Annotated in this window: 17 protein-coding genes and 2 pseudogenes; 7 read left to right on the top strand and 12 right to left on the bottom strand. The window is 62.3% G+C overall.

The features are described from left to right. Positions 1–68 precede the first annotated feature (68 nt). Entirely contained in the window at positions 69–815 is a 747-nt protein-coding gene (locus AC0L7P_RS05755) for an SDR family NAD(P)-dependent oxidoreductase (RefSeq protein ID WP_473434862.1), read from the bottom strand. Between the two features lie 163 nt (positions 816–978). On the opposite strand from AC0L7P_RS05755, the gene AC0L7P_RS05750 reads away from it, so the two are divergent. Then, positions 979–1,713: a GntR family transcriptional regulator gene (locus AC0L7P_RS05750; RefSeq protein ID WP_473434861.1), complete on the top strand. Its 735-nt coding sequence runs from the start codon at positions 979–981 to the stop codon at positions 1,711–1,713. Positions 1,714–1,721: 8 nt separating this feature from the next. Here AC0L7P_RS05750 and AC0L7P_RS05745 read toward each other — a convergent pair whose 3' ends face one another. The 10 genes and pseudogenes from AC0L7P_RS05745 to AC0L7P_RS05700 all read right to left on the bottom strand — a co-directional run bounded on the left by AC0L7P_RS05745 (position 1,722) and on the right by AC0L7P_RS05700 (position 14,078). After that, positions 1,722–3,233, bottom strand: coding sequence for a UxaA family hydrolase (locus tag AC0L7P_RS05745; RefSeq protein WP_473434860.1), 1,512 nt, complete (start codon positions 3,231–3,233; stop codon positions 1,722–1,724). Positions 3,234–3,361: 128 nt separating this feature from the next. Next, positions 3,362–6,028 carry a hypothetical protein gene (locus AC0L7P_RS05740; RefSeq protein WP_473434859.1) on the bottom strand — a complete coding sequence of 889 codons (2,667 nt, stop codon included), beginning with the start codon at positions 6,026–6,028 and terminating at the stop codon, positions 3,362–3,364. 24 nt (positions 6,029–6,052) lie between these two features. Then, the gene (locus tag AC0L7P_RS05735; RefSeq protein ID WP_473434858.1) at positions 6,053–6,259 is read right to left on the bottom strand and encodes a trypsin-like serine protease; all 207 of its coding nucleotides are present in this window, start codon (positions 6,257–6,259) and stop codon (positions 6,053–6,055) included. A gap of 160 nt (positions 6,260–6,419) precedes the next feature. After that, positions 6,420–7,019: pseudogene (locus AC0L7P_RS05730) on the bottom strand (S1 family peptidase); the annotation flags it as partial. 133 nt (positions 7,020–7,152) lie between these two features. Continuing rightward, positions 7,153–9,108, bottom strand: coding sequence for a caspase family protein (locus tag AC0L7P_RS05725; protein WP_473434857.1), 1,956 nt, complete (start codon positions 9,106–9,108; stop codon positions 7,153–7,155). Positions 9,109–9,234: 126 nt separating this feature from the next. Then, positions 9,235–10,692, bottom strand: coding sequence for a patatin-like phospholipase family protein (locus AC0L7P_RS05720; protein ID WP_473434856.1), 1,458 nt, complete (start codon positions 10,690–10,692; stop codon positions 9,235–9,237). Further along, the gene (locus tag AC0L7P_RS05715; RefSeq protein ID WP_473434855.1) at positions 10,692–11,294 is read right to left on the bottom strand and encodes a sensor histidine kinase; all 603 of its coding nucleotides are present in this window, start codon (positions 11,292–11,294) and stop codon (positions 10,692–10,694) included. The genes AC0L7P_RS05720 and AC0L7P_RS05715 overlap by 1 nt, the downstream gene beginning before the upstream one ends. Before the next feature lie 8 nt (positions 11,295–11,302). Beyond that, positions 11,303–12,049: a HAMP domain-containing protein gene (locus AC0L7P_RS05710; RefSeq protein ID WP_473434854.1), complete on the bottom strand. Its 747-nt coding sequence runs from the start codon at positions 12,047–12,049 to the stop codon at positions 11,303–11,305. After that, positions 12,046–12,747, bottom strand: coding sequence for a response regulator transcription factor (locus tag AC0L7P_RS05705; protein WP_473434853.1), 702 nt, complete (start codon positions 12,745–12,747; stop codon positions 12,046–12,048). The genes AC0L7P_RS05710 and AC0L7P_RS05705 overlap by 4 nt, the downstream gene beginning before the upstream one ends. A gap of 14 nt (positions 12,748–12,761) precedes the next feature. After that, the gene (locus tag AC0L7P_RS05700; protein ID WP_473434852.1) at positions 12,762–14,078 is read right to left on the bottom strand and encodes a trypsin-like peptidase domain-containing protein; all 1,317 of its coding nucleotides are present in this window, start codon (positions 14,076–14,078) and stop codon (positions 12,762–12,764) included. A 161-nt stretch (positions 14,079–14,239) separates the two neighbouring features. On the opposite strand from AC0L7P_RS05700, the gene AC0L7P_RS05695 reads away from it, so the two are divergent. The 3 genes from AC0L7P_RS05695 to AC0L7P_RS05685 are packed head-to-tail and all read left to right on the top strand — an operon-like array spanning position 14,240 to position 17,016. Further along, a complete protein-coding gene (locus AC0L7P_RS05695) occupies positions 14,240–14,884 on the top strand; it encodes a hypothetical protein (RefSeq protein WP_473434851.1) in 645 nt (214 codons plus the stop codon). A 10-nt stretch (positions 14,885–14,894) separates the two neighbouring features. Beyond that, a complete protein-coding gene (locus tag AC0L7P_RS05690; RefSeq protein WP_473434850.1) occupies positions 14,895–15,464 on the top strand; it encodes a caspase family protein in 570 nt (189 codons plus the stop codon). Beyond that, a complete protein-coding gene (locus AC0L7P_RS05685; RefSeq protein ID WP_473434849.1) occupies positions 15,397–17,016 on the top strand; it encodes a hypothetical protein in 1,620 nt (539 codons plus the stop codon). Before AC0L7P_RS05690 ends, AC0L7P_RS05685 begins: the two co-directional genes overlap by 68 nt. A 4-nt stretch (positions 17,017–17,020) precedes the next feature. Here the strand turns inward: AC0L7P_RS05685 and rpe are convergent, their stop codons facing one another. Then, positions 17,021–17,701 carry a ribulose-phosphate 3-epimerase gene (rpe, locus tag AC0L7P_RS05680; protein ID WP_473434848.1) on the bottom strand — a complete coding sequence of 227 codons (681 nt, stop codon included), beginning with the start codon at positions 17,699–17,701 and terminating at the stop codon, positions 17,021–17,023. A gap of 162 nt (positions 17,702–17,863) precedes the next feature. On the opposite strand from rpe, the gene deoC reads away from it, so the two are divergent. The 3 genes and pseudogenes from deoC to AC0L7P_RS05665 all read left to right on the top strand — a co-directional run bounded on the left by deoC (position 17,864) and on the right by AC0L7P_RS05665 (position 22,404). Next, positions 17,864–18,850, top strand: coding sequence for a deoxyribose-phosphate aldolase (deoC, locus tag AC0L7P_RS05675; RefSeq protein ID WP_473434847.1), 987 nt, complete (start codon positions 17,864–17,866; stop codon positions 18,848–18,850). Between the two features lie 51 nt (positions 18,851–18,901). Beyond that, a pseudogene (locus AC0L7P_RS05670) lies at positions 18,902–21,248 on the top strand (aldehyde dehydrogenase family protein). 121 nt (positions 21,249–21,369) lie between these two features. Further along, positions 21,370–22,404 carry a fatty acid desaturase gene (locus AC0L7P_RS05665; protein ID WP_473434846.1) on the top strand — a complete coding sequence of 345 codons (1,035 nt, stop codon included), beginning with the start codon at positions 21,370–21,372 and terminating at the stop codon, positions 22,402–22,404. Positions 22,405–22,605: the final 201 nt, after the last annotated feature.

Here is a 22,605-nt window from a genome sequence, read left to right as displayed (position 1 = left end):
TAGACGGATCAAGATAGTGCGGCATCCATGGCGGGCGCACCACAGAAAAGATGCGCCCGCCAGATTGCTCAGTAAGTGGCGCGCCCGCCCGAAAGATCGAAAACCGAAGCCGTCGTAAAGCTGTTTTCACGGGACACCAGCCAGGCCACCATATGTGCCGCCTCGTCCACTTCCAAAAACCGGGCGCGCGGGATCTTGGACAGCATATAATCGATATGCTCTTGCTTCATCTGATCGAAAATCGGGGTCCGCGCGGCGGCAGGTGTCACGCAATTCACGGCGATATCCATACCCGCCAACTCTTTACCCAAAGATTTCGTCAGCCCGATCACCGCCGCCTTGGACGCCGAATAAGCCGAGGCATTCGGATTACCCTCTTTCCCGGCGATCGAGGCGACATTGACGATACGCCCATATTTTTGCGCCTTCATCGATGGCACAACGGCGCGGTTCACGTGGAAAGTGCCATTCAGGTTAATATCAATGACCCGCTTCCAATCTTCGACAGGGTAATCCTCCAACGTATGATTTGGTCCGGCAATCCCGGCAGAATTCACAAGGATCGACACCGGCCCGAATTTGGTTTCGGTCTGCTTATGGGCCGCAAGAACGGCATCAGAATCGGTGATGTCCACCGTTACAATGCTGACATTTTCGCCAAGATCTGCCTGCGCCTTTGCCAGTTGATCGCCGTTGGCGTCCCACAAGCTGACCTTGGCGCCGGAATTGAGAATGCGCCGCGCAAAGGCAAGGCCAAGGCCCTGCGCCCCGCCCGTTACAACCGCAGTCTGACCGTCCAGATCAATCTTGTTCACAGCACATTCTCCCTTATGAAATCGACCGTCGTTGTTATTGCAATGGCACATTACATTAGTATAATGCAAGATAAGATATGCCGTTGCGGAACCCGGCCCGACGATCATGTAGGGGTTATCCCCCAAACCGTGACGGGCATCTGTCTGAACAGGATCAAACGATATGCCCCCGAAACCGGCGCCGACAACCGAATCCAGCGCGCTGACAACCTTTTTGCAGGGGGTCAGCCTGAACCGCGCGGTGCCGCTGCGCGATCAGGTCTATACGCTGGTGCGCAGGGCCATTGTCACCGGCAAACTCGCCCCCGGCGCGCCCCTCAACGAGGTAGAGATCGCGGCGAAACTGGGCATTTCCCGCACCCCCGTGCGCGAGGCCGTAAAAAAGGTCAGCGACGAAGGGCTGGTCAATGTCTTTGCCCAGAACGGTACGTTTGTTGCGGAAATCCGGCGCAAACAGGTTGAAGAGGCCTATATCATTCGCATCGCGCTGGAGCGGGAAAGCATTCGTCGCGCGGCCAAGATCATCACCCCGACGCAAATTCAGGATCTGGAAGACATCATCGACGCCCATGAAATCGCCTTCAAACGCGCCCGCTTTGACGAGGCGATCCTGCGTGATGATGACTTTCACCGCTATATCGCCGAGGTGAACGATCTTGCCATGCTGTGGAAGGTCGTGGATGTTTCAAAGGCGCAGATGGATCGATGCCGTCTGTTGACCCTGCCCTCGCCCGGCGCGGGCCATCAGACCATCGCACAGCACCGCACCATCCTTGACGCCCTTGGGCGCAACGCCCCGGCCGCGTCGATGGACGCCTTGCAAACGCACCTGGAAACATCCCTGCACAACACCCTGACCTATCTGGACAGCCTGCGGCCGGGGGCCGCAGACGATTAGCGGCTGCCCTACATCGTTGCCCCAACCGACCACGGCACGAATTCACTGTCGCCATAGCCCAACAGCTCTGATTTCGTCCGCTCGCCTGACGCGACCGCAAGAATGTGGTCGAAAATCTCGGCACCTTTGTCGGCCAGCGACGTACCATCCAGAATATCGCCACAGTTGATATCCATATCCTCGCGCATCTTGTCATAGATGATCGAGTTGGAGGCCAGTTTGATCGACGGTGTCGGCTTGCACCCAAAGGCAGATCCGCGCCCCGTGGTGAAACACAAAACATTCGCGCCCCCGGCGACCTGACCCGTTGCCGATACCGGATCATACCCGGGCGTATCCATGAAAACCAACCCGCGGGTGGTAACAGGTTCGGCGTAATTGAACACACCGTTCAGATTGCTTGCCCCGCCCTTGGCCGTTGCACCCAGCGATTTTTCCAGAATGGATGTCAGCCCGCCCATCTTGTTGCCCGGCGAGGGATTGTTGTTCATTTCCATGTTGTGGCGGGCGGTATACTCCTCCCACCACCGGATACGCTCGGCCAGTTTCTCGCCGATCTCACGGGTCTGTGCCCGGCGCATCAACAGATGTTCGGCGCCGTAAATTTCCGGCGTTTCCGACAGAATGGCCGTGCCGCCCTCGGCCACCAGCATATCCACCGCAACCCCCAGCGCAGGGTTTGCCGTGATCCCGGAATACCCATCCGAGCCGCCGCATTGCAGCGCCAGCATCAGTTCCGACGCGGGTGCGGTGGTGCGTGTCACGTCATTGACCGTCGGCAACATGTCATGAATCGCCTGCACCCCCGCCTCAACCGTTTTGCGGGTGCCGCCCACCTCTTGGATGGTCAGGGTGCGGAATGTGGTGTCTTCGGTGATGCCATAGGATTTCATCCAGCGCGGGATCTGAAACGCCTCGCACCCCAGACCCACCATCAGCACGCCGCCGATATTGGGGTTGGTGGCAAAACCCCATTGGGTGCGGCGCAACAATTCATAGGCCTCGCCATGGGTATCCAGCCCACAACCCGTGCCATGAACCAAAGAAATAACGCCGTCGATGTTCGGATAATCCGCCAGAATGCCGGACGTATTGACCGCATCCGCGATAAACCGCGATGCCGTGGCCGAACAATTCACCGAGGTCAGAACCGCGATATAGTTGCGGGTGCCATATTTTCCGTTCGCCCGCAGATAGCCCTGAAAACTGTGCGTGCTTTGCGGTGGCGTTTCCGGGGCGGGGTGGGCGTCGGTGCCGAACTGATAATCCCGTTCAAAATCATGCAGGTAAACATTGTGTTCATGCACCCAGGTGCCGGCCTCAATATCCGCTTTGGCAAAGCCGATAACCTGACCGTATTTGATGATCGGCGCATCTTTGGCGATTGGCGTCAGCGCCATCTTGTGGCCACGCGGCACCCTTTGCGTAACGGTGACGCCATCCACATCATCGCCCGGCTTTTGGGCATCAACAGCAAGGATGATGTTGTCTGCCTCGGTTAATCTGATGAAGCGCGCCATATGTTCCGTCCGTGTGGTGAAGTGAATGATCGCCGTTTCTGACCGCGCGATGTTTTAAAATACTAATATAATAATACAAGACAGTCAACAATCCGCCCTGCCCCCGCGCATACGGCAACGCGGGGGCCTTATTGCTGCGTCGTTTCGGCGTCCTGGGGTAAGGTCTGGGCGTATTCCCACCCGATCAGGGCGGTCCAGTTGGCGCGATTGCGCAATTCGGCGGCGCGCGACACCTCGATCGAACCGGCGGCGCGCAGATCATCCTGCAAGGTGGCCAGCATATCGTTCGATGCCCGCATCCGGGCAAAGCCATAATCCCCCTGATCGAACCGGTATTCGGCAATCGCCCGGGTCCAATCAAGCGTCGCCTGCCAACCACGCAGATCAAACCCGTTGTCCGGCAGGGCCGCTTGCGCCCGGTCCAGCACATCGCGCACCTCTTCCCAACTGGCATCTTCGGCCAATGCGTTGGCATAGCTCATCAATTGTTTCATCTTCACGATGGGCGGAATCCGGTCGGCATAAAGCGGATCATTCAGGTGCCGCGCATAGATTTCAGCCACGCGTTTCTCATCGCCCGTGCGCGACAGGATGGCATAGGCAAAGTTGCCCACCACCGCCGACACCAGATTGGGCCGTCCGGTTTCAGGATCAACCATTTCATAGGCCTCCCGCGCGATCAGGGCCGCCTGATCGGTATGGCCCAGTTCGATCATCAGACGCGCCTGTTCAGACAGGGTAAAGGCCAACGTATCGGTATCGTGAAACGGATGGTGGCGCACGGTGGTCGTGGCCCGATCCAGCCAGATCAGCGCCTGTTCCGTATCACCACGCCACTGAAACGCATTGCTGAGCGTAAATTCTGTCAGCGAAATCAACGCATGGTGTGATGGCAACCGCGTCTGCAACCGACGCAGCAACCCGCCAAGTTCGACCTCGACATCGGCATTTCCCAGAACATCCGGCGCGTTGGCAATCACGGTAACCCGCCCGTAATCGCGCAACAGCGGCAGGTCAGGCGCCTGCGCCACCTGCGCGACGAATGCATCGGTGATGGACGTCGCGCGCTCGGGGTCAAGCATGCCTGATGCGGCTTCTACCATCATTGCGCTGGCAAAAAGATGCCAGATGGCGCCCCCAACCGGCACCGGCAGGGCCAACCATTTTTCCACGCCATCCCCCAACGCCGCCGTGTCATCCAACCGATAGGCAGTGAAGGCAATAAGCGCCAGCGCGGCACTTTGGCGGGCCGGGTCCAGATCATCCAACCGCGTGGCCAGACGATCCGCCACGCCGGTGGCCAGTTCCACATCCGCCTCGGCCCCCCAGACCCGCGCGACCAGTTCCACCAGATCGGTCATTGCGCTGTCCCCGCCCGCCGCCGCCAGATCGCGCAGCGCCCGGTCGCGATACCCCATGAGGCCGAAATACAGCGCCCGGTTGGTCAGAAACACCGGATCGTCCCCCTGCCCTTTTGCGTTCAACAGACCAAGCTGGGAATCAAGGTTCAGGTATCGCCCTTCAAAGAACTGTGTCAGCACCGTCGCGCCATCATCGGCCAGGGCCAAGGTCACCTCTGCCGCTGCATGCAATTCATCTGCCAGCGGAAAACCCGCCATTCCCGGATCATCCAGATCAATCAGCGGCCTTACCGCCAGAACCTCGGTGTCGCTGGCGCGCCGGGTTTCGCGCAGAATGGCATAGGCGCGCCGATAATGGGGCTGGGCAAGTTCGGGATGGCCAAGCGCCACCTGAAAATCGCCCATGTCCTTTTCGAAAATCGAAAATATCCCCGAACCGGGCACCCTTTTCCGGGCAAACGCCATCATTTCATTCAGAAAATCATAGGCCCCCGCAATATCACCCGATGAGCGCCGCGCCATGGCAAGACGCTGGACGTTAAACAGGAAATCTTCGTCAATCAGGTCGTTCGCCATCAGAAAATCATGGCGGGCCTGAAATGTCGCCAGGGCGGCCTCGGTTTCGCCTGCCTCAAACTGCAGCAGGCCCAGAAAGCCGCGATAGAACGACATGCGCGCCGGTTCGATATCAACCTTGCCGTCGATCAGATCAAGAAACTCCTGATACAACATCATCAGCGCCGCAGGGGAATCACCTTTGCCCCGGGCCACAAAAACATCGAGGTAAAACAGATAGGCCACTTCACTCGCCTTGACCCAGCCCCCGGAAACCGCCGGCGCCTCAAGATAGGATTGGCGCAACTCGGTGGCATCCGGGGTGGACAGTTGAAAGGCGGTGACGGCCAGATAGAAATGGGCCAGATCCTCGACCACGGCCAGTTCGGGGCGATCCTTGCAGGCGGCAAGGGCGGCGCGCAGGATCAGTTCCGCCTCATTCAAACGGTCGTTGAGATAGGCAACCACCCCCTGAAACGCCATCGCCTCGATCCGGTAGGGGTGATCGCGATACCCCTCGACATCCAGCGCAGTGGCGACCGACGCGGCAAAACGGCCCAGTTCGTCCCAATCCTCGGTTTTCATGGCATAGCGGGCCAGGGCAAGGTTGGGCAGGTGCTTGGCGCTCAGGCCAAAATCGTCACTGCCGAATGTAATGTCATTGGCCGTGGTGAACCGTTCATAGGCGCGGGTCAGATCGCCGGCATTCAGGGCCGCCATACCCTCGTCGATCATTGCAAAGATATCGCTGTCGCTGACCCGCGCGGCGGGCTGTGCCAGGGGCGCCTCCCCCAGGATTGGCCCTGTGCCAAAACGGCACCGGGCATCTGCCCCACCGTCACACACAAGAACGACAGCAGGGCAAGGGCGGGGCGGCACAAGGCCGCCCGCACCCGGGGTTTGTCAGTTCGCGGCAATCGTTTGTTCCAGCCAAGGGAGGTAATTCGCCACCTTGGTATAGGCCGAGAACAGCGCGTTTTCGTTGCACCCCTCACCGGATTCCGACGTCAGGCCCCAGCTCACAACGCCGGCCTGCACATAGCTGCCATCGTCGAGCGGCACGACCAACGGACCGCCACTGTCGCCCGAACACGAGGTGCGCCCCCTCATAGGTGCCCGAACACAGCATGTTCGGTGACAACGGCAGGGGGGCACGATCAACCAGCGCGCGCCATGCCTCTTGTGCGTCGCCTTCCTTGACGCCGAAAATGCTGACTGCTTCGCTGAACCCGCGCGCTGCGGCGTTGGCCCGCGCTTCCATCATTGCGCCGTTGCATTGCTCGCGCGGCAACATCTGGATCTGGCCCTGACGCATATCTTCGGGATGTTTCATTCCGTTGATCAGGCCCCAGCCGGTCACGATCGAGGGCACGCCGGGTTTGTCCAGAATCTCGCCCAGCTCGGCGGTGGGCACCTGAATCGTCTGATATTTCGCGTTCGGTTTGCGCGCCAGTTTGATCAGGGCAATATCGTTGTCAAACTCGGTCGTCAGATATTGCGGATGCCGGTACACCGCCGTCACCGGCACCAGATCGCCCTGCCCCGGGCGCAGGGTATTGGTGCCGACAAGCACTGCAAAGCGGTCAGGGGCGACATCAAAGGCATTGCCCTGGTCATCAACCATGCGAACGCAATGAGCCGCCGTCAGCACCCATTCGTCAAGAATGATCGTGCCGCCGCAAAACTGCGCATCCGGTGAAATCGGTTGACCGGCCACCATCAGGCCCACCTGCCAGGGCCAGGCCCCCTCGGCAGCCACTTCACCGCCGATGACCCGGCCACCGCTGGATTCGGCGATCTTTTCGGCGTCGGCCTGGGCGGCGGCCTTTGCCTTGGATCTCGGCAAAGGCAAAGGGTGATTTCGCCACATTTTCGGCGGCGCCAAGGGAGGAATTATCCTCGGCGCTGACTGATCCGGCCATGAGGCCCGCAGCCAGAAGGCCGGTGAACATGCGCTGTTTCGTTGTCAACATGGTATTGTCTCCGCCTGGTGAGGTGTCAATTCATTTCACGTCCGGCACCAGGTGCAGCCGGGTCCGCGTAATTTTGAGAGGCGCAATCGCGCCGGTGAAGCCGAAATTGCGGCTGTTGGTGGCCGGGTCGATGGCCGCTTCGAGAAACTGTTGCAACGCCGGGGCATCGCCACCGCCCCGTGTGGCGGTCGGATCGGCCAGCGCGGTCAGCACGGTGCGCGGGCTGCCCACCTCGGCAGGCACCGCGATCACGATGATTTCTTCCTGCCCCGGCAATCCGTCAGGGCTGTGAATTTCAAGCCCGATTTCCTGCGTTTCGCCAAACGCGATCCGGTTGGACAGGCCCGGGTCGGGCCACAGCACCGAGGTGTTGAACGCCCGGTCCACATACAGAACCGTCACATCCTGCGCCGTACGCGAGTTATTCTTGAGCGACAGCCACAGCCGGTCACATTCGCTCACGATTCCGCTGACATCAAATGCGCCGACACCTGAAATCGGTTCGTTACAACCATTGGCGCCCGGATTGCCGACAGCGCGTTCGATATTCTGGGTCAGCCCCGCACCGGGCAGGGAAAACCCCTTGGGTTTCTGGGATTCAGCCAGCGCCAGTGCCCGGCGCAGCCGGTGAACCCGCGCGGCCCGTTCGAAAAACCCGGCGGGATCGCCGCCCATACGCGGGGTGCTGCCCGGCCCGTCCGGGTCAAGCACCCCGCCGGGACCAGCCAGCGCCAGGGCGCCGCCCGACAGGATAAGAACCGCATCCGGGGCGGGCGAATTCCATTCCACCCCCTCGGGCAACCCCGCCGCGGCCAGCGCCCCAAGGGCATCAAGGACAGGCGCGTAATCTTTGGTGTCCAGCACCACGGGGGGCGAAATGCGGAACGGGGCAGGCGTGGCGGGGCGCACCTGCACGCCGTACCCGTCGGCGGGAATCGTGCCACTGACCAGCTCAAGCGCCGCAGAACTGGCGCCAGCCCGAACAAGGGTGGCGCGGGCCACGGGCGTGTCGGACGTGGCCGTGGTGTAAAGATCAAACACCGCCCCGTCGCCATAGCCCGAAAGCAGCCCTGCCCCCAACTCTCCGCCCGAAAACGGCACCCGTCGCCCGCCCGGCGCAAGCGACCCGAACACCGGCGCATTCAGCGCGCTGCCTTCGCCGTCAGGAGTCTGCACCGCCGAAGCCGCGCCATCCTGCATTGCATCCATGGCGCCGCGCAGGGCCTGTTCCCACGTCAGATCCGGCGTTTCAGACAGAACCGACGCCAGCGACCGGGTGAAATCACCGTACCAATTCGACAGGTCGGCCTTGTCCCCCAAGGGATATTCAAATGACCGCTGATCCGATTGCGAAGAATAGAGAAACGCGAAATCGCCCTCCAGCGGCGGCGCGATGGTGCCGGTTTCCTCGGGGTCCACGCCGCCTTCGGGCAGGCCAAGGGTGGCGGCGCTGATGAACCGCTCGGCCCCTGCCGCGCTGCTGATCGCGCGAAACCCCGTGGCCGAATAACAGGCATCGACGATGGCGATCAGGGTGGCGCCCTTGTCAAGGATGGTCTGGAACAGCGGCTGAAACTCATCATCGATCAGCGCGTTTTCCACCGCGCCGATCACCCCGTTCCAGTTTTTGGCATCGGCCGGCAACAAGATTTCGTCATAGCCGCCGCCCTCATCGCCGTTCATGTCGGGGGCCTGCGCGCCGTGGCCCGAGAAATAAAAGATCACCGTATCGTCCGGCCCGGCCACCCGGCCCAGATCGGCAAGCCCCGCAAGAATGGCAGCGCGGGTGGCAATCTGCGGCGGCGCGATTCCATCGGGCAGAACGGCGCCCGGATCGGCCAGCACCCGCACATCATCGGCCCCCCGGGCAAGCAGGGTGCGCGCCATCAGCCCCACATCATTGACCGGACCGCGCAGATCAGCATCCAGAAACTGATAATCGCTGACCCCGACCAAAAGGGCGTGAACATCTGCCCGGGCGGGCATGGCAGCCAAAACAACAGCACTGGCAAGTGCAAGGGGGCAAGCGGTTTCATGCCGATGACATTACCCGTTGCGCGCCACGTTGCAAGAATTCCGCCACAGGTGACGGAAGTTGTCATACCCGCCCGCTCAGTTGCGCTGGGGTGCGATACGGCGCGCCGGGCCACTGGCGGCCAGCGCCGTTCCCCCCAACCCCGTCGCATGCAGAAACCCGTTCAATTCCGGGCTGGAGCGGGTGGCGATCTGCCCCGCGCGGATCGCCAGATCAACCTGCGCCACCTCAAGAGCAAGGCGCGTCGGGATTGCATTCATGTCGCCCTGCATCGCTTTGGGCAGATCATCGAACGACACCTGCCCCACGAACAATTTGACATCCTTGCAATCCCACCCCGTCAGACCGCCGCGCAGCCGCGCCACCGTCGCCCGGGGCAGCGAACAGCGGTATTCCACCAGATCCTGCTCCCAGTCCCGCAATTCGAGGCGCATCGCGTCATACCCGGTGCGGCTCGCCGCGCTCATGGCGGAATTGGCGATCGACATGGCCAGCTCAATGCCGCCCGGCCCGGGCAGTTTATGGGCCCAGGCCAAATCGCGGCTGACCCCGGCATTGGCCACCAGAAACAGGATGCGTTTCATTTTCACCGCCTCTTCGGGGCTTAAGGGCGAATGGGCCATCTGCGCGCGGGCCCGTTGCACCGACAGGCCGGTTGTGCCGAAATTATCGGTGATCCCGCCATCCAGAAGTTTGACAAAGCTCACTTTTTCAGGATCGGCATAGCTTTCCAAGGCAGCAGCATAGGCTTTCATCGCGCTGCTGGCCTCGGGGTTGAAACGCGCAGCGGTCAACCAGTCAGGGGCGACATAATCGCAGTCTTTGCTGTGCGCTTTCAAAACGATGGGTGAAAACACCAGAGGAAACGCCGCCGAGGCACTGACCGCCTGAGAAATCGGATAGGATGACAGATCGGAACACAGCGCATCAAAGGTTTCCGCCGAAAACAGGAATGCCGTGTTGTTGGCGATGTCGCTGGCGTTGATCCAGGTCGCAATCCGGCTGCGTTTGCGCAGATCGCCAAAGGTGGCGCCGTGAAACAGGGATTCATCCAGAAACCGGCCAAAGGTGTCGGCGCTGTTTGCCCCGCCCGACAGGCCCCGCACCAATGTGACGGGGTTGAGGGGTGAATTGGCCATGTATTTTTCGGCATTGCGGATCAGGAATTTGTCGCGGTAATCATCCACCCCGGCGGGGCCGTAGTACCCGAAATAGGCCGCCGTCACCGATCCGCCCGACACGCCCGTCACCAGTTTGACGTCTGACAGGATACCATCGGGATCGCGCGGCGTGGCGGTGGCGGCACGCAGCCCCTCAAGCATCCCTTGCGCAAAGGCCGAGGCCCGCATCCCGCCACCGGAAAATGCCAGCCCCACCCAGACATCATCATCCCCGACCGCCGCAAGGTCACTGTCAACCACCGACAGGTTCGGTCCCGTGGCGACCTTGTTAACCGGCGTGTTGACCGCTGCACAGCCCAAGACAACGCTTAGCGAAACGAAACGGACATGGCGCAGCAGATTGGGCAGGGGCATCAGGGTTCATCAATCAATTCCGGCGGTTGCGCCACCTTAGGCCAGGCGATCGAAATGGCAAATCCCTTTTGCACCGTGGGCCGGGTCAATCGCGCCCCGTGGCGCGTTGCGATCGCCTGAACCAGGGCAAGGCCCAGACCATGGCCCGCCACCGCGCGGTCCCGCTCGCCGCGAACGAACCGTTCAAACGCCAGATCACCCAGATCATCAGGCAGGCCGGGGCCGGTGTCGCGCACCGCCAGGACGTGGCGGTCGCCCTGGGTGTTCAGCGTGATCGCTATGGCATCGCCGGTGCCACAAAACTTGATCGCGTTGTCCAGAAGATTGGAAACGCATTGGGCAATCAGGTTGCGATCTCCCAGAATCCACAGGCCCGGCGCCACCTCCATGCGGTAGGTCAGCGCCTTGTCTTCGGCCAACGGTTCATACAATTCGCCCACCTCACCGACCAGTTGCGACAGATCGACAGGCACAAGGCCGGGCGCGCCGCCCGATGCCGCCTCGGCCCCGGAAATATCCAGCAGCGAATCGAAGATACGGATCGCACCGCGCATTTCAGCGCGCACCTCGTCGGCGCCCGGTGAACGATCCAGCTTTTGCAAAATCCGGTTCAGGGGGTGCGCAATTCATGGGCGATGGCATCTGACAACCGGTGCGTGGCACGGTTGAGGTTCTGAATCCGGTCCAGCATCTGATGCACGTGCCGCTCTAGCCGGCCGAATTCATCATCGCTGCGCGGCCCCGGCAGACGTGCAGCCAGATCGCCCCCCGCCACCCTGTCAGCCAGCATGTTCAACCGGTCAATCCGCCCGATCACCACCCGCGCCACCGCCAACCCCGCCAAAAGCGCCACAAGGCACAGGCCCAGCCCGACCCAAAGGATATTGGCGCGCAAATCGCCCAGCACCGCCTGCGTCTGGCCCTGCCCCCGCGCGATCAGCAAGGGAAAGCCGCCGGGCAGCATCCGCGCGACCCCCAGATAGGGCTGTGCATCACGGTGAAACGCCCGCGCGCCGTCCATCGACAGATCGCCCACCAGCGCGGGCAGATCATCGGGCCAGTCCGCTATATTCCCGGCCAGAACCTCGCCCGTCTTGCCCTGAAGCAGGAACAGCGCCTGATCGGGGGGCGTGGTGGCGGCGCGAAACTCTACCGCTTCGCGCAGGGCGATGATGCGGCGTTGGTCGTAAAACGCCGCAAAGGCCGCCACATCGGCGGCCAATGTGGCGCGATCCTGCGCGGCAAGCGCGGTTTGCGTGCTGCGGTATTGCAGCGCCATCGCCCCCAGGGACAACAGGATAATCCCGCCCGCCACCGCCAGCGTCAGGCGCAGCATGGCCGAGCGTGGCCGGATCACCCGGGCGTCCCGTCGGGGGAAAACACATAACCCTCGCCCCGTTCGGTGTGGATCACCGCGCGCCCTGCCGCCGCCTCAAGTTTGCGACGCAACCGGCCCACATGCACATCAACCACGTTGGTTTGGGGGTCGAAATGCAGGTTCCAGACGTGTTCCAGCAGTTGCATCCGCGTCACCACCTCGCCGGCGTTGCGGGCGAAATAGGTGATCAGTTTGAATTCCTTCGGTGACAGGGCCACATGATCGCGCCCGATGTGCAGGGTGCGCGCCTTCAGCCGAATTTCCAGATCGCCAAAGGCCAGCATATCGTTATCCAGCACCGTCATCGAATTGCGCCGCAGCAGCGCGCGCAGACGGGCGCGCAATTCATCCGGGTCAAAGGGTTTGGCCAGATAATCGTCGGCGCCCCTTTCCAACCCTTCTATCTTGTTGCTTGCCCGGCCCAGCGCGCTGACCACAAGGATCAGTGATTTGGACCCGGCGGCACGCATCTTGGCGATGGCATCCACCCCGTCACCGCCGGGCAGCATCCGGTCCATCACCACCACGGCGAACCGGGCCAGGGAAGCCGCCTGCACCCCATCCGCCCAGTTGCGCATGATCACAGGGTCGCCCCCCAGATCGCGCACGGCGGTGGCGATGGCATCGGCGGTTTCGGCATCGTCCTCGACGATCAGGATACGGGGTACATCGGTCATGGTATTATCCCAGATCAAAAGAGATGCGTGCCCGCGTCAAGCAGATTCGCCCGGCTTTGCATCGCGGTGCGCGGTACATCGGCCCAAGGGTCGATCAGCACATGCAGCGTATCGCCCCCCCGCGTCACCAGCAAAAGGATCGGGGCGGTGATCTGCAAGGCGTCCAGTTCGGCGCGGCTTACCTCTTTGCCGTTCAGGGCTATCACCGTATCACCAGGCAACAGTCCGGCCACGAAGGCGGGTGAGTGATAATTTACATGCCCCACCCGGCCCGTGTCCTCGAACATCACACCGAGGGTGGCAAAGGTATAGCTGGTGATCCGCGCCACGCCCGTGCTGCTGCTGACCGCCAGCATCCCAAGACGGGCCGTCACCGGCGCCAGATCCAGAGCAAGCGTGAGCAACGTGCCACCCCGGCGCAGATGCAGGCGCGCGGTATCCGCCTCACGCCCGTCGATCAGCATGGCCAATGCGCCCACGTGATCAAGAACGCTGCCGTTATAGCCCAACAGGATATCCCCCGCGACCAGCCCGGCACGATCCGCGCGCGATCGCGGCGCGACAGATTCAACCAACAGCCCGGCAGGGACCACGCCCAGCGCCTCGGCGATCTGGGGTGTGACCCGGCGCAGGGACAGGCCCAGATCAGGCACATCGCGCAGGGTGCCATCGGCCATCAACGGCACAAGCCGCGCCAGATCGGCTGCCGCGATGGCCCAGCCAACCCCGGCCAGCGCCCCTTCGGGGGTGGCGCGGTTCAGCCCGATCAGCCGCCCGTCCCCATCCACCAGCGGCCCACCGGCCACGCCTTCGTTCAACAAGGCATCATGTTGCACCGCGTGCATGGGTACGCTCGGGTCATATTGACGTGCAGCGGCGGCGATGATCCCACGGGTCAGCATCACATCCATGCCCAAGGGCGCGCCCACGGCATAAACCGCCTGCCCCACCGGTAATGTCACCGGGGCCAGCGGCAGGCCGGCGATGTCAAATCCATCACCCTCGACCCGCAGCAATACCAAACCACGCGCGCCATCCCGCGCCACAACCCGGGCGCGCACCTGCCGCCCCTCGCCGTCACGCAGCGCCACATGGCCCCGCCCGCCAATTACATCAACCACGCTCAGCACCAGACCGCCCTCGATCAGCACGGCCGAGCCAAGGGGCCGGTCCCCGTCGCCCAGCACGATCACGGTTGCGGCGACCGCCCGTTCCAACCCTGTTCGGGCCTGTGCCACCAATGGGGCGCCCAGCACGATAACCATCAAGAGCGCCGCGCGCAGTGTGGGGCCGAAGAGGCCAAGCCGGGCCGTCAAAACCTTGGTAACCATGGCACGATCCTTTTGTTGAGTGCCTGACAGATATAGCGGACGCGCGCCCCGGGTTCACATGACAAGTCCCGTCACGCACCGGGTTGGGGCAAGGAAACCGTTGTATTGCGGGGGTTTTGGGGCAAATATTCAACCAACCCGCTGGTCACGAAGGATCATCCATGTCCATCAAGCTGTTTCACCTTGTCACGCTGGCGGCCCTGGCCGCCGCCCCCGCCGCCGCGCAAGAGACTGACCCGATCACCGCATCGCGGCTGTCGGCCGAATTGTTCGCCGTCGGTCAGGCGCAACATGACGCGCTGTTGATGATCGCAGCCGCCAAACTCCGCAAACAGGCCGAAGCCGGGGTCGAGGTAATAGAACGCACGCCCGAACGCGATGGCCCCCTTCCCCGCGAAAACCCGATTGCACCGCTGTTCTGGGAAACGATGCTGAACGCCGCCAGCGATCTGAACCCGGACGATGCACAGATGAACGGCCTGATTGACGACATCCGCGCCGAAACCACCAAAGGTGTGCGCAGCGGGCGGGTGGAAAGCTACACCAGCATCCGCGCCGGAGGCACCGACACCTATCGCCCGCTGGAGTTCAGCGCCGGTGTCTATGCCGATGTCTATGTCGAAGGATCGGGGGCGGCGGATCTCAACCTTTATATCCGCGATACCAAGGGGCGGCTGGTCTGTTCCGACACCGATATTTCCGCCATCGCCTATTGCGGCTGGCAACCCGACAGCGCCCAGACCTATGCGGTCGAGGTGCGCAACAAGGGGCGCAGCGCCTCGGCCTATAAGCTGATGACCAACTGAGGGGATGATCATGCACCGCCTGATTGCCACGACCGCCGCATTGCTCCTGCTGGCTCTGCCCGCCTTTGCCCGCGAAAACTATGCCCTGCTGATCGGTGCCTCCAGCTATCCCAGTCTGGACGAACGGTATTGGCTGAAAGGGCCGGCGAACGATGTTGATCTGGTGCGCCGGTTTCTGACGACGAACCCGACAATGCCCTTTGCCCCCGAAAACATCACGGTACTGGCCGATGGAATTCCGGGTGAAACCGCACCCACCCTGGCCGCGATCCGCACCGCGATGGGCGATCTGACCAACAAGGTGCAGCCCGGCGATTTCATCTACCTTCATTTTTCCGGCCACGGCACCCAGGCTCCGGCGCTTGACCCCACAACCGAACTTGACGGGTTGGACGAATTGTTCCTGCCCGTCGATATCGGCCCCTGGAACGATGGCACCGGCACCGTGGAAAACGCGCTGGTCGATGATGAGGTCGGCGTGATGCTGGACCGGCTGCGCGACCGGGGGGCCGATGTGTGGGTGGTGTTTGATCTCGTGCCATTCCGGCACCGCCACCCGGGGCGCCCCCACCGGCGATGATGACGTGCGCCAGCGCCAGTTGCCCCCCGGCGCCCTGTCGATCCCGGATGCGGCGATGGCCCGCGCCGAAGCGGCGGCGCAGGCAGCCGAAGCCACGCGCGGCCTGCCCGCCGATCCCCGCGCCCGCCCCGAGGCGCCGCTGGTGTTTCCCGGCACGGCGGAAAAAGGCAGTCTCGTGGCGTTCTTTGCCGCACAAACCAATGAAACCACGCCGGAAAAGAACATGCCCAAAGGCCAGGCCGACCGCCGCTCGCAAGGGGTGTTCACCTATACCCTGTTTCAGGCGCTGGCCGAACGCCCCGGCATCACCTATCGCCAGTTGGCCCAAGAGGTGCTGCGCAAATATACCACCGGCAATCTGGCCCGCTCGACCCCGCTGTTCGAGGGCGATCTGGACGCACAGGTTTTTGACGCCGAACCGGGGGCGCGCCTTGCCCAGTGGCCCGCGCGCGCCACGGGCGACACCCTGACGCTGGATGCCGGCACATTGCACGGGATCGAACCGGGCATGGCCTTGTCGGTCATGGCCTCGCCCGCCGACCCGACCGAGGCGGCAATGGGCACTGTCACCGTCACCGACGCGGGCACCTTTCGCACGATCACCGGCGCGCCCGCCGACCTGCCGCGCGGCGCGTGGTTGCGCAAAACCTCGGATGTGATTGACTTTTCCCTGACCGTGGCCCTGCCTGCGGCCCGCGGTGAAGCCACGCGCGCCCTGTTGCGCGCCGCCGAAATCATCCGCAGCGAAAACATGGCCGGTCCCCGGCTGCGCTTTGTCGCGCCGGGGGTCGAGGCCGATCTGCGGCTGGAACTGTTCGAGGACAGCGCCCGCCCCGATGCCATCTGGTTTCTGCCAGCCACCGGTCTGGTGTCCGAGGCGGATCTGAAAACGATCCCGTCGGTGTCCACCCGCGACAAGAGCGATTTCAAACTGGCCGATGTGATGGCCGAAAACCTGCGCGCCATGGCCAAGGCGCTGAACCTGCTGAAAATAGGCGCGGCCGCCAGTGGGGGCACCCTGAACGTCAAGGCCGCCCTGCAATCGGCGCGGTTCGATCCCGACCTGGAAGAGGTGATTCCCGGGTCGCGCGTGGCCCTGAGTGCCGCCAACGTGCCGCGCCTTATCCCCGACGATGTGATCGGCCTGCGGTTGGAAAACACCACCAATGGCCCGGTGGATTACAACATCCTGTATGTGGGGGCGGATTATTCGATCACCTTCATGGGCAATGGCCGGATGCCTGCGGGCGCCGTTCTGGACGAAGATTTCGTCAGGATTACCGATACCGGTTTCGGGCGCGACCGGATGGTCGTGGTTTTGTCCCCCGCATTGCCGCAATCCCAGCTTGAGGATCTGTCGTTTCTGGAACAGGCGGCGGTGGAACGCACCCGCGCCGCCCCGGTTGAGCGCACGGGCATCGCCGGGCTGCTGGACGAGGCGGGTTTTGGCGAAACCACCCGCGCCGCCGTCAGCCTGCGCAAGAAAAAGGCGGCAGATGCCCCCCTGCCCCTGTTCCTGTCGTTTGAATTCGACACAATTCCGGGGCGCTAACCGGCTATCCTGCGGCTGTGCGCAGGGCGGTGATGTTTTCGCCGTAAATCTCGGGTTGCGTGACCGATCCATCGCGAAACACCGAAGATCCGGCAACCAGAACATCAGCCCCCGCCGCCACGCACAGGGGCGCGGTGGCGGTATCGACGCCGCCATCAATTTCGATATGGATCGGGCGTTCACCGATCATCGCGCGCAGATCGCGGATGGTGCGCAGTTGCGATTCGATGAATTTCTGCCCGCCAAAGCCGGGGTTCACCGTCATCACATTGACCAGATCAATCATATCCAGCAGCGGCGCCACCGCCCCGGCAGGCGTTCCGGGGTTGATCGCCACCCCCACCTTGCAGCCCGCCGCACGGATGCTTTGCAAGGTGCGGTGAATATGCGGCCCCGCCTCGACATGCGCCGTGATCACATCTGCGCCCGCCCTGGCAAAAGCCTCAATATAAGAATCGACGGGGGCAATCATCAGGTGAACATCCATTACCGTCTTGATATGCGGGCGAATGGCCGCGCACAGCGCCGGGCCAAAGGTGATGTTCGGCACAAAATGGCCATCCATCACATCCACATGCACCCAATCGGCGCCCTGTGCCTCGATCGCGCGGATTTCCTGCCCGAAGTTGGCGAAATCGGCAGAGAGGATCGACGGGGCGATTTTTACGGAACGATCAAAACGCATGGCAACGGGCCTTTTTGAGCAGAGGTTTCGTGCCAGTTACCCCGGATCGGCCCGGTTGAACAGATGTCAGAAGGGGGGATGAGGTTTGACCGTTTGGTCAATGTTGCCAAATGCCCTGACCCGTGCAAGGGTTTGACCAGCCGAATTTTCCGGGGCCGCGCCATGACAACCACCCACGCCACTGCAACCCAATTGCCTCAGGTCACGCTTGCCCGCAATCCGGGGATGGAGCTGGACATGGATTGGGTGCGCGCCGTGCAGGCCAATACCAGCGCGATCGAGCGCCGCGCCGCCACCCTGCCTGGGCGACGCTCGGTGAAAAAGGAGTATCAGGCGGCCTGGTTGTTGCGCGCGATTTCCTGCATGGATCTGACCACCCTGTCGGGCGATGACACCCCGGCGCGGGTGCGCCGCCTGTGCGCCAAGGCCGCCAACCCGGTGCGCCGCGATCTTCTTGACGCTATGGGGGTGAGGGGGATCACAGTCGGTGCGGTCTGTGTCTATCACGACATGATCGAACCTGCGGTTGCTGCGTTGGAGGGCACCGGCATTCCCGTGGCGGCGGTGTCCACCGGGTTTCCCGCCGGGTTATCGCCGTTTCATCTGCGGCTGGCCGAAATCGGTGAATCGGTCAAGGCAGGGGCGGCAGAGATTGATATCGTGATTTCCCGGCGCCACGTTCTGACCGGCAACTGGCAGGCGCTTTATGACGAGATGCGCGCCTTTCGCGCCGCCTGTGGCCCCGCCCATGTAAAGGCGATTCTGGCAACCGGCGAATTGGGAACCCTGCGCAATGTCGCCCGCGCCTCGTTGATCTGCATGATGGCCGGGGCGGATTTCATCAAGACATCCACCGGCAAGGAAGCGGTAAACGCCACGCTGCCCGTCAGCCTGGTGATGATTCGCGCCATCCGCGCCTATCACGCGCGCACCGGGGTCATGGTGGGGTACAAGCCCGCCGGTGGTATATCGAAAGCCAAGGATTCGCTGGTCTATCTGGCGCTGATGAAAGACGAATTGGGCGACCGCTGGCTGCGCCCCGATCTGTTTCGGTTTGGGGCATCGTCGCTTTTGGGTGATATTGAACGGCAGTTGGAGCATCATGTGACCGGGCAGTATTCAGCGGGGTATCGCCATGGAATCGGGTGACAGCATTTGGGGCGGGCCGGGGAATTTGAGTATTTGGATCAGTAAAAAGCCATGAGCATTTCCGAGATATATCAAAACATGGAGTATGGCCCGGCCCCTGAGAGTGACGGTGAGGCGCAGGCGTGGCTTGAAAGCCATGGACGCGCCTTTGGGTTGTTTATTGGTGGGGCGGTAACGGCGCCCGGTGACGGGTTTGAAACCCGTAATCCGGCGCGCGACACGGTTCTGGCGCGGGTGACGCAGGCGCGGGGCGAGGATGTGGACGCCGCTGTTGCCGCGGCGCGGCGCGCGCAGCCGGGGTGGGAAAAATCCGGCGGCCCGGCGCGGGCGCGGGTGCTTTATGCGCTGGCCCGGCTGGTGCAGAAACAGGCGCGGATGTTTGCGGTTCTGGAGTGCCTTGATAATGGCAAGCCGATCCGCGAAAGCCGCGATATCGACGTGCCGCTGGTGGCGCGGCATTTCTATTACCACGCCGGGATGGCGCAGTTGCAGGAGAGCGAACTGCCCGACCGCGCCGCTCTGGGGGTGTGCGGACAGATCGTGCCCTGGAATTTTCCGCTGCTGATGCTGGCGTGGAAGGTGGCGCCCGCCATTGCCATGGGCAACACTGTGGTGCTGAAACCGGCGGAATATACGCCGTTGAGCGCGCTTTACTTTGCTGAGCTTTGCAGCCAGGCAGGGGTGCCGCCCGGCGTGGTGAATATCGTCACCGGTGACGGGGTGGTGGGCGAAATGATTGTCGACCACCCGGGCATCGACAAGATCGCCTTTACCGGCTCTACCGCCGTGGGGTGGCGGATTCGCGAACGCACCGCCGGGAGTGGCAAGGCGCTGACGTTGGAGTTGGGGGAAATCGCCCTATATCGTGTTCGACGATGCCGATATCGACAGTGCGGTTGAGGGGTTGGTTGATGCGATCTGGTTCAATCAGGGGCAGGTTTGCTGTGCCGGGTCGCGCCTTTTGGTGCAGGACAATATCGCCGATGATTTCCACGACCGACTGCGCACCCGCATGGCGGGGCTGCGCATTGGCGATCCGTTGGACAAATGCATTGACGTGGGCGCCATCGTCGACCCTGTCCAACTGACCACGATCCGCGACAAGGTGACGCGCGCAGGTGGCGAGGTTTTTCAGGCCTGCCCCGCGCCCGAAGGCTGTTTCTATCCCCCCACCCTGATCACCGGATTGTCGCCTGCCGATCCGCTGATGCAAGAGGAGATTTTCGGCCCGGTTCTGGTGTCCTGCACCTTTCGCACACCTGCCGAGGCGGTCGAACTGGCCAACAACACCCGGTACGGGCTGGCGGCGAGTGTCTGGAGCGAAAACATCAATCTGGCGCTGGATGTGGCGCCGAAACTGGCCGCCGGGATCGTCTGGATCAACGGCACCAACATGATGGACGCTGCCGCCGGGTTTGGCGGGGTCCGCGAAAGCGGCTTTGGCCGTGAAGGCGGCTGGGAGGGATTGGCCGGATATACCCGTGCAAACCGCAAAACCACCGCGTTAAAGCCGGTTGAGGCCGTTGTCGCGCCCAAATCCGCGACGGTGCCAACGCTGGATCGCACGGCCAAGCTTTATGTCGGGGGCAAACAGGCACGCCCGGATGGCGGATATTCGCGCGCGGTCTGGTCGAAAAAGGGTGCGCTGCTGGGGCACGTCGGCCTGGCCAACCGCAAGGATGTGAGAAACGCCGTCGAGGCGGCGCAGGGGGCCAGGGCATGGTCACGCAGTGCCGGGCATCTGCGCGCGCAAATCCTGTATTACATCGGTGAAAACCTGTCGGCGCGGGCGGCGGAGTTTGCCGCACGGCTGAGCGATATGACCGGAACAAGCGCCAAACAGGCCGAGGCCGAAGTCACCACCGCCATCGACCGGCTGTTTCACTGGGCGGCCTGGGCCGACAAGAATGACGGTGCGGCCAAGGGCGTGCCGATGCGGGTTGTTGCATTGGCGATGAATGAACCGGTGGGTGTTATCGGGCAATTTTCGCCCGACGATGCGCCCCTTCTGGGCCTTGTGTCGATGATTGCGCCCGCGCTGGCCATGGGAAACCGGGTGGTTGCTGTGGCGTCGCAGCCCTTTCCGCTGGCCGCGACGGATTTTTATCAGATCCTCGACACGTCGGATGTGCCTGCGGGGGTCGTCAACATCCTGACCGGCGATCATGGCGAATTGGCACCACACCTGGCGGGGCATCTGAATGTCGATGCCGTCTGGTCATTTTCCGGGCAGGATATATCGCGCGCTGTCGAACTGGCCTCGGCCGGCAATCTGAAACGCACCTGGGTGAACAACGGACGCAACCGCGACTGGGCCGGGCCAGATGGGCAGTCACACGAATTTTTAACCGCCAGCTGCGAAACAAAAACAATCTGGATTCCCTATGGTGAGGGGTGAGCGCATCTGACCACTGTACTTGTGAGCCGATCTGCCCTAGAAAACCCGGCAAGCTGCGCGGGAAACCGGGTGTGCCCGAGCAGACGAATAAAAAGCCACAACAAAGAGCACCGCACCTCGAATGACCGCATCCGCCCCGCGCGCCGCAACCGCCGCCATGCCCGCCCGTAACTGGATTCAGATCCTCGCAAAATACCGCGATCCCCACCATGGGCGCAGTATCTTTGAACTGGCGGTCAGCCTTCTGCCATATATGGTCATCTGGGCCGTCGCCTGGTGGCTGTTGCCGATCGCGCCATGGGCCTCGGTCGTGCTGGCGCTGGTGAATGGCGGGTTTCTGGTGCGGCTGTTCATCATCCAGCATGATTGCGGCCATGGTGGGTTTTTCCGCAATCGCCATGCATCTGACTGGACGGGCCGGGTGTTGGGGGTGCTGACCCTCACGCCCTATGATGTCTGGCGGCGCACCCATTCGATTCACCATTCCGCTGCGGGCAACCTTGATAAACGCGGGATTGGCGATGTTCACACCCTGACCGTCGCTGAGTATCGCGCGCTTTCCCCTTGGGGGCGGCTTTCCTACCGGCTTTACCGCAATCCGCTGGTTTTATTTGGTCTTGGGCCGATTTATCTGTTTTTGCTGCAAAACCGCCTGCCGCTGGGGTTGATGAAATCCTGGACCTATTGGTCAAGCGCGATGGCGACCAACCTTGTGATCATCCTGTCTTTGGCGGTCATCGCATGGTTTGGCGGCTGGCAACCAATCGTGCTGATCTTTCTGCCCACTGTCCTTGTCGCCGCATCGGCCGGGGTCTGGCTGTTTTATGTGCAGCATCAGTTCGAAGAAACCCAGTGGGACAAGAACGAAGACTGGCAGTTGCACGATGCCGCGCTGCATGGTTCGTCACATTATGTTCTGCCGGGCATTTTGCGTTGGTTTTCAGGCAATATCGGGGTGCATCATGTGCATCACCTTTATTCACGCATCCCGTTTTATCGCCTGACCGAAGTGTTGCGCGACCATAGCGAGCTGGCCACCGCCCAACGCCTGACCATCCGCGAGAGCCTTGCCTGCGTCAAACTGCACCTCTGGGATGAACAGCAGCGCCGCCTGCTGTCCTTCAAGGCCGAGCGCAAACTTTACGGCCGCACATAACGACTGGGGGCGCGAAATCACGCCCCCTGCTGCGGCTTTTTCCTGATGAAAATACTCAAAAAATGAACGCCCACCAACAGCGGGGCGTTCATTTTTCTTTTTCCAACTGCCCAGCCAGCGTGACAGGCGCCCGCGCCGCTCATCCGCATAGGCATCTACCTGATCCCAGCGTTCGCTGGCATCTTCGACCATCGGGTCGAT

It is taken from the genome of Oceaniglobus sp. K40-3 (genome assembly GCF_055808395.1).
Note: the sequence above shows the minus strand (reverse complement) of the source record. Positions and strands in the feature narration are given on the sequence as shown.